Origin of the sequence: Shewanella waksmanii ATCC BAA-643, assembly GCF_000518805.1 — a bacterium.
Taxonomy (GTDB): domain Bacteria; phylum Pseudomonadota; class Gammaproteobacteria; order Enterobacterales; family Shewanellaceae; genus Shewanella; species Shewanella waksmanii.
In genome coordinates this window covers 15954-33141 of record NZ_JAEH01000018.1, presented here as the reverse complement: position 1 = coordinate 33141, position 17188 = coordinate 15954, and the positions used below count along the sequence as shown (strand labels likewise).

17 protein-coding genes are annotated in these 17188 nt (G+C 45.1%); 10 read left to right on the top strand and 7 right to left on the bottom strand.

Features of this window, described 5'->3' with window-relative positions; all coding sequences use genetic code 11:
* Positions 1-96 precede the first annotated feature (96 nt).
* Positions 97-324, bottom strand: a complete 228-nt coding sequence (locus L865_RS0110510; protein ID WP_028773203.1) for a hypothetical protein — start codon at positions 322-324, stop codon at positions 97-99.
* Positions 325-486: 162 nt separating this feature from the next.
* Here L865_RS0110510 and L865_RS0110505 point away from each other — a divergent pair, with 162 nt between their 5' ends.
* The 4 genes from L865_RS0110505 (at position 487) to L865_RS0110490 (ending at position 5421) form a co-directional block, all read left to right on the top strand.
* Positions 487-1047: a YcxB family protein gene (locus L865_RS0110505; protein ID WP_245608420.1), complete on the top strand. Its 561-nt coding sequence runs from the start codon at positions 487-489 to the stop codon at positions 1045-1047.
* Between the two features lie 156 nt (positions 1048-1203).
* Entirely contained in the window at positions 1204-3933 is a 2730-nt protein-coding gene (locus L865_RS0110500) for a PAS domain-containing hybrid sensor histidine kinase/response regulator (protein ID WP_028773201.1), read from the top strand.
* Positions 3920-4261, top strand: coding sequence for an Hpt domain-containing protein (locus tag L865_RS0110495; RefSeq protein ID WP_028773200.1), 342 nt, complete (start codon positions 3920-3922; stop codon positions 4259-4261). The genes L865_RS0110500 and L865_RS0110495 overlap by 14 nt, the downstream gene beginning before the upstream one ends.
* Complete coding sequence (locus L865_RS0110490; RefSeq protein WP_028773199.1) at positions 4258-5421, top strand: response regulator; 1164 nt, start codon at positions 4258-4260, stop codon at positions 5419-5421. Before L865_RS0110495 ends, L865_RS0110490 begins: the two co-directional genes overlap by 4 nt.
* 29 nt (positions 5422-5450) lie before the next feature.
* Here the strand turns inward: L865_RS0110490 and L865_RS0110485 are convergent, their stop codons facing one another.
* From L865_RS0110485 to L865_RS0110475, 3 genes are read right to left on the bottom strand one after another with little or no spacing between them, the layout of a single operon-like run.
* Positions 5451-6548: an ACP S-malonyltransferase gene (locus L865_RS0110485; protein ID WP_028773198.1), complete on the bottom strand. Its 1098-nt coding sequence runs from the start codon at positions 6546-6548 to the stop codon at positions 5451-5453.
* Positions 6548-8779, bottom strand: coding sequence for a dehydrogenase E1 component subunit alpha/beta (locus L865_RS0110480; protein WP_037470972.1), 2232 nt, complete (start codon positions 8777-8779; stop codon positions 6548-6550). Before L865_RS0110480 ends, L865_RS0110485 begins: the two co-directional genes overlap by 1 nt.
* A gap of 59 nt (positions 8780-8838) precedes the next feature.
* Complete coding sequence (locus L865_RS0110475) at positions 8839-10014, bottom strand: acyl-CoA dehydrogenase (protein ID WP_028773196.1); 1176 nt, start codon at positions 10012-10014, stop codon at positions 8839-8841.
* Between the two features lie 247 nt (positions 10015-10261).
* Here L865_RS0110475 and L865_RS0110470 point away from each other — a divergent pair, with 247 nt between their 5' ends.
* The 5 genes from L865_RS0110470 to L865_RS0110450 all read left to right on the top strand — a co-directional run bounded on the left by L865_RS0110470 (position 10262) and on the right by L865_RS0110450 (position 14611).
* Positions 10262-11104 (top strand): LysR family transcriptional regulator, encoded by an 843-nt coding sequence (locus tag L865_RS0110470; RefSeq protein ID WP_028773195.1) that lies wholly within the window; start codon positions 10262-10264, stop codon positions 11102-11104.
* Between the two features lie 167 nt (positions 11105-11271).
* Complete coding sequence (locus L865_RS0110465; protein ID WP_028773194.1) at positions 11272-12162, top strand: MipA/OmpV family protein; 891 nt, start codon at positions 11272-11274, stop codon at positions 12160-12162.
* A gap of 5 nt (positions 12163-12167) precedes the next feature.
* Positions 12168-12590, top strand: coding sequence for a DUF3019 domain-containing protein (locus L865_RS0110460; protein WP_245608419.1), 423 nt, complete (start codon positions 12168-12170; stop codon positions 12588-12590).
* Positions 12590-13303, top strand: a complete 714-nt coding sequence (locus tag L865_RS0110455) for a response regulator (RefSeq protein ID WP_028773192.1) — start codon at positions 12590-12592, stop codon at positions 13301-13303. Before L865_RS0110460 ends, L865_RS0110455 begins: the two co-directional genes overlap by 1 nt.
* Before the next feature lie 21 nt (positions 13304-13324).
* Complete coding sequence (locus tag L865_RS0110450; protein ID WP_028773191.1) at positions 13325-14611, top strand: ATP-binding protein; 1287 nt, start codon at positions 13325-13327, stop codon at positions 14609-14611.
* 17 nt (positions 14612-14628) lie between these two features.
* Here L865_RS0110450 and L865_RS0110445 read toward each other — a convergent pair whose 3' ends face one another.
* Complete coding sequence (locus L865_RS0110445) at positions 14629-14904, bottom strand: DUF1289 domain-containing protein (RefSeq protein WP_028773190.1); 276 nt, start codon at positions 14902-14904, stop codon at positions 14629-14631.
* Positions 14905-15064: 160 nt separating this feature from the next.
* On the opposite strand from L865_RS0110445, the gene L865_RS0110440 reads away from it, so the two are divergent.
* Positions 15065-15601, top strand: coding sequence for a DUF4136 domain-containing protein (locus L865_RS0110440; protein WP_037470970.1), 537 nt, complete (start codon positions 15065-15067; stop codon positions 15599-15601).
* A gap of 60 nt (positions 15602-15661) precedes the next feature.
* On the opposite strand, the gene L865_RS0110435 is transcribed toward L865_RS0110440, so the two are convergent.
* Complete coding sequence (locus L865_RS0110435) at positions 15662-16798, bottom strand: HlyD family secretion protein (RefSeq protein WP_028773188.1); 1137 nt, start codon at positions 16796-16798, stop codon at positions 15662-15664.
* Between the two features lie 2 nt (positions 16799-16800).
* Entirely contained in the window at positions 16801-17172 is a 372-nt protein-coding gene (locus L865_RS0110430) for a DUF3302 domain-containing protein (RefSeq protein ID WP_028773187.1), read from the bottom strand.
* Between the last annotated feature and the right edge of the window lie 16 nt (positions 17173-17188).

Genomic DNA, 17188 nt, shown 5'->3' with positions numbered 1-17188 from the left:
ATTGTGTTACTGCGCAATTAAGCCAAATGGAACATTCAAACTAAAATGCACCGAAAATAAGTAAACTGAGCGTTACCTCTATCTTTAATTACCACGTTAGCCAGCCATATACTTGAGCAGCAGAAAAAATCCACCAAAGAAGCACAAACCAAATAACACCATCATGGTCAACGTCTTAGATTGGCACATCGATTTAACTAGCGCGAACAGGGTATCAGCTTCGAGTAAGTCACGACCCCAGCCACCAGCATGACTTTTGTTTCGACGCTCGATATTGGCTTGAAAACGGTGAGATTGCTTAGGTGTAGAAACGAAATTATCCATGTTTTACCTCTTCTGCTTCATTGCAAAAGCTAGCATAACCACACCAAGGTTAACCAAATAACAACAAATCATTAAACTTAATTAACAATGGGGCGAGGGACATTTGCGTTTATTTACTAAATGATGAAGTTGGCAACGATAGTCAAAGGTCTTTTGCGGCGAATGAAACACAGTATTTTGCAAGGACAAGCATTGCAGTTAAACTACAACAAACACTTTTACTCATTTTGTGTCATGACATCAGCATATCGCTATCAGCACCAATACACCCTAGATAAACACTACTACCTAGAATGCTTTGATCAATCAGTACCGACCGTTGAAGGCTATAAACCCTACACTAAAGCAATCGGATTTATTTTTGTGGGTACCGCATTGTTACTTACGGACACCAATGCCTATGCTTCTTGGTTTATTATTGGCTTGGGATTTATTGAGGGGCTCAGTGTCCGTTTCAAGCGTACATGGTGGTTATGGCGACAACTCATGAGCAAAGCGTCTGGCCACAGTGTGGATCTAACCATCGATGATGAGGGGATCACTAGCCAATCGGCCGTCATTACCCACACCATAGCATGGCAGCAGGTCAATCAAGTTATCACCACCAGCAAGGGCCTGTTGCTACAACTGGAAAAGGGCCAAACCTACTTATCAAATCAGGTGCTTGATGAGTCGGCAATTGCATTTATTCATCAAAAAGTCGCCGAGACAAAACCTGCGTAACACTTAACTATTGCCGAAGGTATTTCTTATCATTGAATTACCTTTGGCTAGATATAGTCGACATAACAGCATAAAAAAGGTGCTTATTCACAACGCAGTAAAATTTTGAACTGCTACACTTAAAGCCACACCCCTATATATGGATGTATATGGCTTATGTATCAAAAGTTCATGGATGATGACTTTCCCTTTGCCATGATGCTGTCCAGCGTTAATGGTGACATTATTGAGTGCAATCAGGCGTTCAAGTCCCAGTTTAACTATCAGTTTGATTCAGCGATAAAAACAAGTGTTACGTCGCAGCTTGTACCGCTGGGTGCAGCCTTTGCTAGCCAAGCTAGTAAACAATTTAGTGATTTGGTCCTGCAAAAAGATGGCTTGTTTATGTTCAAGCATGCCAACGGATGCACACGAGTACGAATATCAGCGCAATATGATCATCACCAGCACCACTACTTACTTCTATTTACGCCGCAGTCTTCTGATAAAGCTTGTCCACTACAACTAAATCAATTGATCGACAGTGCCAGTATTGGTTTGTGGCGATTTGACATTAAAACAGGGCAATTTAGCTGCTCGCAAAAAATGCTATCACTCCTTGGCCTCGAGCTTAACTGTCGCTATCAATGGCAAGAGTTTGTCGAACAGATTTGTCCTAATGACCGACACAAATTTGCCAGCCTAGCCGACCTAGCATCCGCCAATAGCAGCAACTGCTTTCAATTTAGTATGGAAAACAATCCTAGCAGTCTTTTCGAACTGCGCTGCAAGCACTTTAGCTATCAATCATCGTCAGAGCTCATCGGCTTAGTATTTGATAGAACTGAATCTAATGACATGCTGCAGGATTTGAAGAAACTGCACGAAGCGCGAGACTTAGCACTCGATGCGGGCAACATCGGTAATTGGCACGCCGAAATAGACCGTCAAGGTCAGTGGATGTGGAGCTGGGACAAACGTGCCAATGAGATGTGCGGTATTGCTGAGCATCGGCGCGGAGATATTAAAGCTTGGGTGGAACGTCTACATCCAGAAGATTGTGATCGGGTGTTTTCAGCAATAGAGCATTCCCTTGAAACGGGTGAAGCCTTTCACCAAGAGTATCGTGCTACCCATGACAATGGCGATATCGTCTACGTTGTCGGTAAGGGCCAAGTGGGTAAAAACGATCTCAATCAAAATAGCCGAATCGATGGGGTTTGTATCGACCAAACCCCGATTGTAGAAGCACAAAAGGCACTTCAAGAAAGCAATAACACCTTAGAGTCGCGAGTAGCGCAGCGTACAACGGAATTACAAAAGGCCAAAGAACTTGCCGAACGTGCCAGTCAGGCAAAAAGTGAGTTCCTGTCGATGATCAGTCACGAATTACGCACCCCGATGAATGCGGTAATCGGTGCACTTGAGCTGCTAGAGTTTACTGACGATTCTAAAGAGGCGGATGAACTGATCAATACGGCCTCCACTTCGGCAAACAACCTTATATACATACTCAACGATATTCTCGATATCAATAAAATTGAGTCTGGAAAGATGGATGTCGAACAAGCTGATTTTTGCATCTCAGAGGTCGTGCAAAACCTGCAACAGCTATTTGCCCCGACAGCCCATCGTCAAAATCTAGATTTTGTGATTAATGAAGACCCTGACATTCCAGCCTTGCTTGAAGGTGACAGTGTCAAAGTCAGGCAAATATTATTTAACCTGCTAAGCAATGCGATGAAGTTTACCCATTCAACTTCAGATGTAAGAGGCAAAGTTGGCCTCAAAGTATCCATTAGCGAACAAAATAGTGTGGTAACTAAGGTTCGATTCACGGTCACAGATACCGGCATTGGTATAGACAAAGACACTCAAAAACAGTTGTTTACTCCATTTACCCAAGCTCAAAAATCAACTACCCGAGAGTACGGTGGTACTGGGCTGGGCTTAGCAATTTGCGGCAAGTTGACCAATCTACTTGCAGGAGAAATTAGCTTGGAGAGCGAGCAAGGCAAGGGTTCCAGTTTCAGTGTTGAGCTGCCTTTCTGGCCAGCAAAATCAAGTGCCCCCGCCCCGGCGTTACTGCATCATCAAATAGCAGTAGTGACGTTACAGCATAATCCGCTCGATGCTCACCGAATCACCCAGTACTTAATCAATGCCGGTGCAAACGTCACCAAGGTTTCACTCGATGAGCTTTTTGATGCCGAGCAGCACTTCGACGCTGTGCTAGTGCTCAGCGGCAACTACACTGAAAGCCAGCAGGAGTTGGTGCAACTTTTTGGACAAAATGAACAAGCAGATAATCTATTGCTACTGATCCCCAATGGCGATAAAAACAAGCTGCAAAGCCTAATACCACTTGCCGTTAGCTTAAATCCTTTTCCGTTGTGTCAGGCACAGCTAATTCAAGCATTAAGCGACTCGATTAATCAGCGAGATACCATAGACTTAGATAACCTAGACTTGAGTTTTACTGACCTTAGCCAGCCGCAACAGACCACAGAAACTGCTCGTCAACATGCCGACATTTTGGTGGTAGAAGATAACCCACTCAATCAAAAGCTCATCGTAAAACAACTCAAGACATTAGGTTATCAATGTGACTTAGCTGAAGATGGTGTCGATGGCATTGCACTATGGCAAAACGATCAATACAAGCTTATTTTGACCGATTGTCATATGCCTAATTTAGATGGTTACGACATGTCTAAGAAGATTAGAAATCTTGAGTCATTAAGTAATAAGGATGCCATCCCTATTGTGGCCATTACCGGTGCAGCGATGAGCACTGAATTAGACTATTGCTATCAATCTGGCATGAATGATTTTGTCAGTAAGCCAATCCAGTTGCGCGATTTAGAAAAAGTGATGCAAAGGTGGTATAGCCATGACTCCTATTGAAAGCGTCATTTTGGATCGCAATATCCTAATCAGTCTCATTGGCGATGACCCGCAAGAAATTGCCGATTTTCAGCATCAATTTATCGCTCAGGCACAACAGAGCCTTAAAAAATTAGCAATGGATTTCAATCAAGCCGACTTTAATGGGGTAAAACAAGAAGCTCACTTCTTAAAAACATCGGCTAAAGCCATTGGCGCACTGCAAGTAAGCGATATTCTACAATCGATAGAACATGCCGCCATCGCTCACGATAAAGCGACCACTAAAAGCCTCATCTTGTCACTTAAACACGCGCTGCAAAGCTTAATTGGAGCGATTCAACAATGATGAAAAAATCCAATATTGCCAGCCGTCATCCTAAGGTGATTATGATTTATGATCACGAAGAAGACATTGTCGGTGCAGCGAGTATTATTTCGGAACAAGTACTAGACTACCGCACCCTCCCGGCAGATAGGCACATTAAAGATAGGTTGCAGGAGTTTAAGCCCAGTGTCATTTTATTTGCGATGAGTACCATTACCGACAGTATCGAGCTTTACACTAAGCTTATCGACGCTAAGGTCATTGATTTTATTCATTACAGTGTCTTGATGTGTAAAAACAAAGAATCAGGTATCGCCTTTCGTTGTTGCATCAAGAATGTGTTCGACAATTACTTTGTTTACCAACCTTTATACGAAAAATTTCGTCTCAAGGCGATAGTCCATAACGGCTTATCGATTACCCAATCCCACAGTCAATACCAGGGCCTTTCAGACGACCAGCTCGATGATATTGATGCCAGCTTAAAAACCCTCATCGATAGCGGCAGTGATTGTAGGCAGCACCTACTTGATTCAGTGGCAGAGTGTAAATCAGCACTTGCTGCCGCACCAGCAACCAACCACGGCATTAATAATGACCCGGAACAGATCATTGCGGCACTAAAAAGCCAACATATCGATCCACTGCTGGCTGATTTAGAAGACCAGATAAAGTCCGGTCTCGATGCCATGCTAGATCAAATGCTAACCAAGCAGTTAGCGTTAAAACAGAGTAATCGACGTCAGCAACCAAGGGAGAAAACCAGTAGCAACACCCTGAATGACTTGCTTGCCCCAGCGCCCATAACCAAAGCCAAGCGCCACAAAATTCTCGTCGTTGAAGACAATCACCTGTACCGAGAAATGATCGTTAAAGCCCTGCAACAAGATAAATTTGATACCGATGAAGCCAGTGACGGCATCACCGCATTGAAAAAGATTAAGGCGAATGACTACTCACTTATCCTGATGGATCTGTTCATGCCGAATTTGGATGGCATTAACACCACCAAACAAATCCGCGTGGTTAATAACGGGCAAGATATCCCGGCCATCGCGCTCACAAGCAATAATAACCGCGACTTAATTAAACGTTGGGCACAATTAGGGCTCAAAGGCTATATTCTGAAACCCTCAACCAAACAAGAGATTATTGCCGCGGTAAACACCACCATTAACTAATCGGGTGTATTGGCAGTGACAAAGTGCCTCTACGTAACAAAGTGCCGCTGCGTAATAAGATGACGATGCGCTTCATCACCCATAGAGATCAGTTGTGGCTGCTTAACTTGCGCCGTGCTAAAGCTGGCTTTATCTGCCCAAGCAAACCAATTGATATCTATCAATGACTGCGCAGTCGCGCCGCCTAAGGTGTTACCCGGCCCGAGTACAATCACTTTATCGGGTGCAAACTCCTTCACCGCTACCTGAATCGCGCGAGTAAAGTCATAGGGCTCGACCACCTGATTGCGCAGAGTATATTGATGCAACTGGCGTATATCGGTGCTGAGCGGATACCACAAGTGACCGCGACCATCGACCATCGGAATAGTGGGTGCTTGAAACAAGTGCACAGGTAACAACTCTTGACCTCGCTGCGAAATATCTTGCATCAGCGGCGTGTGAAATGCGCCATGATTATAAAGGCGCAGCGGATACTTATCGTCAATACTGGGCAACAACTCAACCGCTTGGCTCAAACCCGCTTCGTTACCAGCGATAACTTGATAACCACCTAGATTTATTGACAAATATAACTCGCAGCCGTCAATTTGGCTGACTTGGTGGATCACCTGCTCAACTGCCTTTTTCGCCTGTGAATTAACTTGCCAGTGCGCATCCATTACTGGGTAAATAATCTGCCCACCAATCAAACCATCTGCCATCATAGAGCCCATGGTGTTAATCACTTCAATCGCATTAGGCTGTGACAACGCGTCCGCGCAGGCCATCGCAATATACCAGCCCATCGAATTACCGGTCACGGCCACCACTTCATAACGGCTTTGATCGATATCCATAAAATCAGCTAAAGCACAGGCATAAATCAATGCAGAAGCATTCTCCCCAGGCGTATGCAACTTGAAACTGTATTTCTTGGCCTGATCTAATTCGCTGATAGCTGCCTGTTGTTGCTTAGCTCTAAAGTGGTCAATGCTTTCAACAAGCTGTTTTTTATCAGCATGGTACTTAACGAGGTAGCCCAGTTCAGTCTTGTTGTAGCAACCGCGTCCAGGTGCGACTACGACCACTCGCTCACGCTCAGCGCTACCATGTTTGCTCTGGTCACTATGGGGATTAAAGCTCATCAATTGGCCTCGTTCGAGTTAGAATCGGTTAACATAGCAAGCGCTTTAGTCATGATGTCGTTGCGACTTGGCAGTGGTAAGGTGGCCGCATCAGCCAGAGGAATAAAGCTGTCTTGTGCGGTGATACGTGCAAGCCTTGGCGTATCCCCCCCCAAATGCTCACGCAGTTCCGTACATATTTGCTCACTGATAGACCCGGTACGGCGACACTCATCAACAACCAATACATTAGTCGCCCCACTAATTTCAGCCGCTAACCCCTGGCTATTTAATGGTGCTAACCAGCGCAGATCAATAACGGAAACCTGCAAGCCCTGTTGCAATAGTGCTTGTTGTGCTTGGCGGCAAAGAAAGTAGCCATTACCGTAGCTGATCATGACCAATGCTTTGCCCTCACCCTCAACATGAAAATCCCCGCATCTCATCGGCACACTGGCAGCTTCGCTTTGGTAACTATGACTCCAGAGGCCATCGCCTTCTTGCAGCAAATCTCGAGTCATATAACGTGCGATAGGCTCCAGAAAAATCACCACTCGCTGCTCTTCTAGCGCTAACCGCACGCATTCACGCAACATAGCCATGGCATCAAAACCATTTGATGGACAGGCAATGATGACGCCGGGAATATCTCTAAATACCGCAAACGAGTTATCATTGTGGAAATGACCACCGAAGCCTTTTTGATAGGCAAGACCAGCAATGCGGATCACCATAGGGTTAGTAAATTGACCATTTGAGAAAAATGGCAACGTAGCGGCCTCGCCTCTAATTTGATCTTCAGCATTATGCACATATGCAAGAAATTGGATTTCAACAATCGGCAAAATACCATTGTGGGCCATGCCGATCCCCAAACCCAAAATGGAGGTTTCATCTAACAAAGTATTAATGACTCGGTTAGGACCAAAACGCTCAACCAATCTGGCAGTAACGTGGTAAACCCCACCTTTACGACCGACATCTTCACCGCATACCACGATATTTTTGTGCTTCGCCATCAATTCAGTGAGTGTTAAGTTAAGCAACTTCCCCATATGGATGGGCTTACCCAGTGATGCTTTGTCAGCTTGTAGCAACAAGCTAAGTTGCTGCTCATCTAGGTTTGGCGGTGATAGCCGATCACGCTTTGGCGGAATGATTGAGGCCATCACGTCGGCGGCACTCGTTAGTTTAGGCCGACTAACCGCAGCGTTAGCAACAGCATGGATTTGCGTTTTTAATTGCTGATACCGCTCAACAATCTGCGTCGCCGTCATCAGCCGGCTGTCAATGAGCTGCTGGGCAGTAACCAACAATGGATCTTGCGCTTCGTTGTCCAATATTTGCTGTTTGCTCATATAAGCAATTTCGGCATCACTACCCGCGTGCCCCATCAGTCTCACGGTACGAACATGTAAAAATACCGGAGTACGATGGGTACGGGCATAATCTGCGGCCGCTCGGCTAGCCTGATAGCAATCCAATATGTCACGGCCATCACAACGGATGTACTTTAATGCGGGCCGATTGGCAAAGTTTGCAGCAATCCAGCCTTGTGGCGTCGGTGTAGAAATACCTATGCCATTATCTTCACAGATAAACACTAATGGCATTGGCACATGTTGATATGCCGCCCAACAAGCCGCATTGATTGCAGTTTGTGCGCTTGCATGATTTGCCGATGCATCGCCAAAGTTACACAGCACCACGCTATCGGCAGCCATGTGAGCCGCCACAGCCACTCTTTCGGTGAGCGGAATACTCAGCGCTGCGCCTACGGCTTTAGGTAAGTGCGAGGCAATCGTTGATGTCTGCGGCGGGATATTAAGGGCTTTACTGCCAAGCACTTTATGACGACCGCCGGAGATAGGATCATCACTGGCGGCGGCAAAAGATAACAGCATGTCGTATAGTTGACTCTCACCGTCTAAATGACGACCACGCTCTAACATAAATGCGGCACTGCGATAGTGCAAAAAGGCCATATCATCGACCCGAAAAGCCAGTCCATAAGCCGCGTTGCCTTCATGGCCCGCACTGCCAATGGTGTAGAAGCCTTGATTACGACTGCGCATTTGCCGAGATTCTAAATCTAATAAGCGGCTTTTCAACTGAGATTCAAATAAGCCAATAAAGTCATGTTGACTCAAACCTAGCTTGCGATAGTCATGCCCATGGGCAATATCACTAAATTGCTGTTGATTAATGCGATCGATAAAACTGCGATCGATAGCGATAGCTCTGTCTTCCATACGAATCCATTACCTTGCTAATAAAGAGGAGCAAGGGAGCAAAGCTCCCTTGTTATCGATCACCCGAAGGCTTGAATGCCGGTTTGTGCCCGTCCTAAAATGAGTGCGTGAATGTCGTGAGTGCCCTCATAGGTATTAACAGCCTCAAGGTTCATAACATGGCGAATAACATGAAATTCATCTGAAATACCATTGCCACCATGCATATCTCTTGCAACTCGCGCAATGTCCAATGCTTTACCACAGGAGTTACGTTTTATCAGCGAGATAGCCTCAACCGGTAACTGGCCAGCATCCATTAACCGCCCAGCCTGCACACAGCTCAGTAAGCCTGTGGCTATCTCTGTTTGCATGTCTGCGAGTTTCTTTTGAATCAACTGTGTCGCCGCCAATGGTCGATTAAACTGAACTCTATCTAAACTGTATTGCCTTGCCGCATGCCAGCAAAACTCTGCGGCACCCAGTGCGCCCCATGCAATCCCATATCGGGCTTTGTTAAGACACCCAAATGGCCCCTTAAGACCGCTGACATTTGGAAGCAGGGCTGATTCGCTCACCTCGACATTGTCCATGACAATTTCACCGGTTATCGAAGCTCGCAGAGAGAATTTGCCTTCGATTTTCGGTGCACTTAATCCAGGCATGCCTTTTTCTAAAATAAAGCCCCGAATTTCACCGTCCAACTTAGCCCATACCACGAATACGTCAGCAATCGGCGAATTAGTGATCCACATTTTGGCTCCGTTTAACCGATAGCCCCCCTCAATCGCTTCCGCGCGCGTTTTCATGCCGCCGGGGTCAGAGCCAACATCAGGCTCTGTTAGACCAAAGCAACCGACCCACTCGCCTGTTGCCAATTTAGGTAGATACTTCTGTCGTTGCTCTTCGCTGCCGTATTCATGGATCGGGTGCATGACCAATGAAGATTGCACACTCATCGCCGAACGATAGCCACTATCTACCCGCTCTATCTCTCGCGCCACCAGTCCGTAACTGACATAATTTACATTCGAACACCCGTATCGCTCTGGCAGTGTCGCGCCTAACAAGCCTAATTCACCCAGCTCATTCATAATTTGCCTGTCAAAATGCTCTTGGCGATTAGCCATTAGCACCCGGCTCATCAATTTATCTTGCGCATATTCGTGCACACTATCGCGGATCATCCGCTCTTCTTCAGTTAAGAGTTGATTTAATTGCAGTGGATCAGCCCAGTCAAAATGTGCACGTGCCATGATAATTCCTTTGTTGATGTCGATTTAATAACCCAGCAAGTGATTACCGATGTTAGCGAGTAACGCCACGCCCTAGCAGCGAGTGTTTAATCCGTCCGTTATGCCAGTAATCAATAATCAGCAATAGCTACAATAAGGGGATTCTCGGTCAATAAAAAATATTGTTTTTCTTTGTCATTTATAGTTTTTAGCTATACCTTACGTAAAGGTAAATAAAATCAAACGTTGAGTGATTTTGGGGGCAGCGATGAACCTGCGAGCGCTAAAATATTTTGTCGCGGTATTAGAAAAAGGCAGTATTAGTGCCGCAGCGAAGCACTGTTATATTGCTCAGCCTTCGATTTCAACAGCCATTGTACAGCTAGAAAAACAGCTCAATAATCAGTTATTCATCCGTCATGGCAAAGGCGTGCGCGCCACTGAAGCGGGTTTACGGCTTTACCCTTTGGCGCAACAACTACTCAGCGAAGCAAAAGCCATTGAATCTTTGTTTAGTTCACCTCTGCAACGGGCAACATTCAAGCTGGGACTAATCCGCTCATTGGGCGTACAGCGGATGAGTCAACTACTAAAAGAATTTACCCACACGGCAAGTGATATTGAGCTCAGTTTAGTTGAGCCAAACGAGCCTGCTGACGCTAGAATTATTACTACGACAGATTTGGTCTCCACTGAGCATTTTGAAGCAATCTGGCACGATAACTACCTACTGGCGATTCCTGCCAGTTTTAGTCTCAGTTTACAAAGCAAAATACAGTTACAGAATCTTAACCAGCAGCCTTTTATTTATCGCGCCCCTTGTGAAGCCTTAGCAGAAATGCAGCAGTTAATGGATTTAGAGGGGATACAGCTGCAAATTCGCGCGCGTATTCAAACCATAGAGTATGCAGTTGGTTTGGTCAGTGCCGGAGTCGGCATCGCGCTTGTTCCCGATATTCCAGCCATTACTGAGCAGAAAAATATTGTATTTAAGACTTTGCAGGATATCGAATTAAAACGCACTGTAGGATTGGCACTCCCCAGAGAAAGGCAGCTCACTTCAGCACAACAATTCCTGCAACAAATCTGCCAACAACACAAAACCAAATAGCAGCATTAACACACAAAGTGGCAACATAATAGTCGTTACTGACAAACAATCACCTAGTTTGTGTATCAGTTTGCATCAGAAACCATTAAAAAACTGCCTAAGAGTGAGCGAGATGATACTCTGTTGCCGGATATGTTAATTCTGTGATGGGGTTTTGAGTAGCTGCTATGAAAAAGCTTAACCTGATTTTGCTCAGTGCAACTTTATTGTGCACACCACTGTTTGCCAGCGAGCAAAACTCTTGTGGTGAGTATAGTGAGTGTATTGCCATTGATCGTTGGGATATCGGTATTGCTGCTGGCTACGGTGAAAGATCTAACCCATTAAAAGACTACGATGATATTCCCATCTACCTGGCACCGACCATTGCCTATTACGGCGACAGTTGGTTTTTTGACAATGGTAATTTTGGCTATACCTTAGCAGAACAAGAAAAATATACCGTCAACCTAGTCACCAGCTTTAGTGCCGATAGCGCGTTTTTCTACCGCTGGGATCCATCTAATATCTTTATTGCTGGAACAAACTCGTTCAAACAACAAGTGAGCGCGATGCCAATGCTTGCTGACTCGAGTGGCAAAGACAAGCATTCTGCGTCAAAAACGGTTTTTAACGAACTAGAAACTCGACACTTTACACTTCTTGGCGGAGCCGAAGCATTTATTTACACTCGAGCTGGTATTATCAATCTCAGCCTTGCACATGACATGTTCAATGTGCATCAAGGCACAGAGGCCAACGTGAAATGGTTATATAACGTCGCCATTGAACAATGGAAGTTCGAATTAGCCGCAATACTGAACTGGAAAAGCGAAGAGATAGTGGACTACTACTACGGAGTGAGACCCAGTGAAAATATCTACTGGAGTGAACACTTTGATGCTAAATCAGCGATTAATCTTGGTATGGAATTTACCAGTCAGTTCGTAATGACCGAACATTGGGAGCTAGTGTTTTTAGCTCGCTACACTGATATTGCTGATGAAATAGCTGACAGCCCACTGCTCAATGAACGCTACTCGAGCACTTTTTTTGTCGGCACGGCTTATAGGTTTTAAGTGTAGTGCGTTTGTTTCATCCTTTATTGATAACTTGGTGTTTATTGTTACTGTCTTTATTTGGCAGTGATTTTGCGCAGGCCAATGATGATAAATTTGATCTAGGGCCCAGTTTAAATCTCTCACCTCAGTTTTGTATCACGTCAATAGACGATAATATCTGTGAACTAGATATCACACTCGAGTGGGATGACAGTGTGACACAAACAGTGTGCATATTATCTGATCACGAGGCGCTGCCTAAATGGTGCGCTCAATCAGCTGATATTCACTCATATAAGTTTTCAATAGAAGCTAGCAAGGACGTGCAATTTATCATGACTGATAAAGCCAGCAATCAAACATTAGCTGGTGTAAAACTCAAGGTCACGCCCGCCACTGAAAAGCAGGTGCGACGTCGCTACCGAAACCCATGGAGTTTATTCTAATGACCGAACCTCAATCGACCCATCGAGTCCTGTTGGTAGAAGATGATATTCGTCTTGCCAATCTGATTGTGGATTACTTAAAGTCGCATGGAATGCACGTAGAAGTCGAACGCCGCGGGGATACCGTTCTTACGCGTTTAATTAACTACAAGCCTGATATTATTCTACTTGATATCATGTTACCTGGCATGGATGGCTTGACCCTGTGTGAGAAACTACCAGACTACTTTGCTGGCCCAATATTATTAATGAGCGCTTTAGGCTCTAATGAAGACCAAATTAAAGGCTTAGAACTTGGGGCTGACGACTACGTAGTTAAACCTGTCGACCCAGCGTTACTCATTGCCCGAATCAATAACCTATTGCGCCGCACAGCAAAACCACCTCAAGTGGAATCGCACTGCTTAAGCTTTGGTAAATTGAGCATTGACCCTCATACTCAAGCAATTCGACTAGGTGAAACCGAAGTTGATCTGACGAGTCACGAATTCGAGCTATTGTGGTTACTTGCTTCGCAAGCCGGACAAGTACTAAGTCGCCAGTACATCTACCAATACCTGCTAAATATTGATTTTGACGGTAAAGATCGCAAAATAGATGTAAGAATTTCTCGCTTGCGTAAGAAATTAGGCGATAATATTGAAACGCCGTTCAGAATTAAAACGGTATGGGGCCAAGGCTACTTATTTGCGCCGGAAGCTTGGAACAACTAATTAACCAATATTGGATTTCGCTTGAAACGACTTTTTATCAGCCTTTACCTGCTACTGAGCTTAAGTTTTTTAGGTATTGGCTGGACGTTAGATAGCATATGGCAAAACAATATTGAAGACAGTGGCGACATGGATGCGCCGCTGATTGCCCTCGCACAGTTACTATCAAGCTTGCCAGAATATGAGCGCGATGAGTATCTACAAAAAATCAATCACAATCCTAGCTACCCGCTACGATTACTCAATCAATCCCAAGTTGCATTTGGTAAAAGCCAAGGCCTATCCTCTGACAGTATTCTAGTCACGCGTCACGATGATAATCACGAACTGCAATTTATCGCAGTCGACAGTCAAGTGCTGGTCGCTGGCCCGGTCGAGATCGATCCCCGTGGGCGCTTACGTGGCTTGTTTACCTTGTTCTTTTATCTGTCGCTCGCTTTTGTCGCCTTGATTTGGGTTTGGCCCCTATCGAAAGATTTAAAAACCTTGCGCCATGCCACTCGTAAGTTTGGCCAAACTAATTGGGATACCCAAATACAATTATCTCCTAGCTCGCAGGTACACTCTCTGGCCGATACTTTTAACGAGATGGCCAAACACATCAGTGCACTGATTGAAAATCAAAAGCACTTATCAAATGCAGTTTCCCATGAAATTAGAACGCCGCTCGCTAGGCTTAAGTTTGCCCTTGCCTTAGCACCGCAATACTGTACTCCAGAGTCTGACCCAGAAAGGCGTCAAGCTTTTTTAGATGACATGCAGCAAGATGTCAAAGAGATGGAGAACCTACTGCAGGAACTGCTGACCTACGCCAGTTTAGAGTCCAACCGCCAAGGGTTAGATTTTGAACGTTGTAATTTAACCCGCTTAACCCAACAAACTATCGAGCGCTTACGTGGCTTAGGGCCGCAAAATATTAGTATCAATACCGATAGAACCATGGAAGTGATGGGCGATCCATCACTTATTGAGCGCGCACTTCAAAACTTAGTCACCAATGCTCAACGCTTTAGTGAACATAATATTGACATCAGCCTGATTAACCAAGGCAATCGGATCTGCTTAACCGTAACCGATGATGGCCCAGGCATTGCGGAACAAGATCAAGAGATGATTTTCGAGCCTTTTTATCGCAGTAAAGTGGTGCAAAATGGCAACAAAGGCCACGGCTTAGGTTTAGCGATTATTAAACGCATCATGGAGCGTCATCAAGGTGAGGTGAAGTTATCTAGCCAACCGGGAAAAACGGCATTTACCCTTATTTGGCCTCATGTTGATTTACGAAAAAGCCCCCAACATAGCGAATAACGGCTGATTTTTCGCTATCAGTCTGGCTCTGGTTCTTCAAAATCAAACGTGGGAGTCGCAGACTGTCTGGCGGCAATAATTTGTTGCTTTTTCGCCTTCATTAACGCCAGCTGGCGTCGGCGCTTACGCTGTTTACACAGTCGAATCACATCATATTTTTTTGCATCAGAGAAATGTAACCAATTAAAGCGCTCATCTCGATTTCTTAAACATCCCTTACAGTAACCCTTAGCATCTGTTTGACAGATACCAATACATGGGCTGGGGATATCAAAAAACTCGAGTTGCTCCATAATGATAACTGACAGGCTCCGCGACCATAATAATCTATACTTTAACCATAACTGATTTATTAAGCCTTGGCTAAAAATTATCCGCTATTGAGCAAAAAACCTTGCATACTGAGCGCGTTAGCGCCACATTGAAACAAACACCTTGAGGATAATAAACGATATGAAACAACTTCTGGTTTGTCTTTTTACCCTATTATTTATAAGTGGTTGTGCGACTAAGTCACAGCAAGACTACGACACCAATTATGATTTCACCCAACTACAGCGTTTTGACCAATTAGCCGCAAGTGAAAGTAATGATAGGTTAAGCGCCGGTAGAATCGAGCAAGCCATACTAGAAGAAGTATTAGCAAAAGGTTTCGTGCTCGATACCAACAATCCACAGTTTCATGTGACATATGGCTTTAAAGTTGAAGACAAACCAAAAGACTCTAGCATGTCGATTGGGGTAGGCACCGGTACATGGGGCAGTGGCGGCGGAGTCAGTGTTGGTACCTCAGTTGGCGTACCACTTGGTAGTGACAATGTTAAGGTGCAAACCATTCAAATAGACGTTATTGATACTGAGACCAATCGACTGGTTTGGCGCGGTACCGATAAGTTTAACTTTGATGCCGGTGGAGAACAAAAAGCCGCCGATACCCGTAAAACCGTGGCGAAAATCTTAGCCCAATTCCCACCAAACAAAGGCAACTAAAGCCATTTATCCTAAAAAAAGAGGCGCAAGCGCCTCTTTTTTTATCGTTGTAGCGCTAGGTTAATGAAACAGATAGTTTAACCAGCCTTGCATCCGCAGAATGACCCGGCGCATCACAGCAACGTGGGCAAAGTGCTCAGTATAGATAGCTGCTTGACCCGCCACACCTGCAGGGAAACGGGTATTCATGTCATCGGCTTCTAAATCAATCAGCACGATTGAGCGGCCGCGAGGCATCAACGCCACACCTGAAACCAATAACCCCCGTGATTGCATTTCACCTTCTGCCATTGCAGGAAGAATTGTTGCAACCTTGCCCTTAAAGACTTCACCTGGGGCTGCATCAAGAATAATCTCTGCTTCATCGCCCTCTTTGAGCCTTAGCAGCGAGTTCTGCCAAAATGCGCCAGCGAAGTAACGCTCTTCATCTGGAATAAAACTCACTAACGATCGTAGCGGCATAGGCACGGCTATAATACCGGGGCGCAATAGCATTTGGGTCACCATACCATCAGCCGGCGCACGTACCACAGTTTGCTCAAGATCGAACAGGGCTTTATCCAGCTCAGCCTTAATGCCAGCCACTTTAGTATTCACGCCATCAACGTTAGACTCAAAAGCCAAGCGAGCACGTAATTCCTGCGCTTGAGCTGCAGAAAGCGACGCTTCAGAACCCAGATAAAGTTGGCGTTTGTTATCGAGTTCTAACTCAGTAAACGGAGAGTTAGCACCGCCACGTTTACGCCCTTTCTCATAACGTTCATAGGCCGATTTGGTCCGGTCTCTGTCTGCTACCGCACGTTCAACGCTTGCCAATGAGGTTTTCCACTGCGCTTCGAGCTGTGGCACTTCGAGTTCTGCTGCGACTAACGCGGCTTTCTTTTGCTGCACAATCGCTTCAAAAGGACGCGGGTCGATTCGGAATAACACATCACCTTTTTTCAGCGGCACATTAGGCTCAACTTCAACCTCTGTGACAATCCCTCTAACTGCAGGGTTAATAGGCACCGTAACGAAAATTTCTTTAGCAAAAGGCGTGTAAGGATGGTTGTAGTTCATTAACAGCACTAACGCACCAACAATGAATACCCCACCTAAAATAGCGGTAGGAACGGTCCACTTATTTAACGGGATCTTAAATACTTTAAATACGGCGATACAGATAGCGGCATAGGTAAGAATCAGTAGTAAATCCATGGTTATTTCTCTCCCGACTTATCTGCATCGCTAGCTTGTGTACCCGCGCTTAATGCGGCGACTTGTTGCTGCAGCTCAACTACCGTTTGATTGAGCTTTTTGACATCATCTTCAAGCTCTATCTCGCGTTTAGCCACATCATCAAAGCCCCAACCTCGGTCTTCTCGATACAATGTGGCCCATATCCATAAAAATGGCCAAATGGCATGAAGCGTAAATAAGCTGATCCAACCAGCGACATGTAAAGCATCTTGCTGAGGATGGTTGCGCTTTTTGGCTATTTCATAGGGAATATCATGAATCACAATAATTCCGTAGAAAATAAAAATAGCCACAAAAAATAACACACCTAACGCAAAGTAATCTAAGAACACTATTCGCTCCTTAAAA

Coding starts and splice junctions, on each gene's coding strand:
- L865_RS0110510 (WP_028773203.1), bottom strand. CDS start 324: ATGGATAATTTCGTTTCTACACCTAAGCAATCTCACCGTTTTCAAGCC.
- L865_RS0110505 (WP_245608420.1), top strand. CDS start 487: ATGAAACACAGTATTTTGCAAGGACAAGCATTGCAGTTAAACTACAAC.
- L865_RS0110500 (WP_028773201.1), top strand. CDS start 1,204: ATGTATCAAAAGTTCATGGATGATGACTTTCCCTTTGCCATGATGCTG.
- L865_RS0110495 (WP_028773200.1), top strand. CDS start 3,920: ATGACTCCTATTGAAAGCGTCATTTTGGATCGCAATATCCTAATCAGT.
- L865_RS0110490 (WP_028773199.1), top strand. CDS start 4,258: ATGATGAAAAAATCCAATATTGCCAGCCGTCATCCTAAGGTGATTATG.
- L865_RS0110485 (WP_028773198.1), bottom strand. CDS start 6,548: ATGAGCTTTAATCCCCATAGTGACCAGAGCAAACATGGTAGCGCTGAG.
- L865_RS0110480 (WP_037470972.1), bottom strand. CDS start 8,779: ATGGAAGACAGAGCTATCGCTATCGATCGCAGTTTTATCGATCGCATT.
- L865_RS0110475 (WP_028773196.1), bottom strand. CDS start 10,014: ATGGCACGTGCACATTTTGACTGGGCTGATCCACTGCAATTAAATCAA.
- L865_RS0110470 (WP_028773195.1), top strand. CDS start 10,262: ATGAACCTGCGAGCGCTAAAATATTTTGTCGCGGTATTAGAAAAAGGC.
- L865_RS0110465 (WP_028773194.1), top strand. CDS start 11,272: ATGAAAAAGCTTAACCTGATTTTGCTCAGTGCAACTTTATTGTGCACA.
- L865_RS0110455 (WP_028773192.1), top strand. CDS start 12,590: ATGACCGAACCTCAATCGACCCATCGAGTCCTGTTGGTAGAAGATGAT.
- L865_RS0110445 (WP_028773190.1), bottom strand. CDS start 14,904: ATGGAGCAACTCGAGTTTTTTGATATCCCCAGCCCATGTATTGGTATC.
- L865_RS0110440 (WP_037470970.1), top strand. CDS start 15,065: ATGAAACAACTTCTGGTTTGTCTTTTTACCCTATTATTTATAAGTGGT.
- L865_RS0110435 (WP_028773188.1), bottom strand. CDS start 16,798: ATGGATTTACTACTGATTCTTACCTATGCCGCTATCTGTATCGCCGTA.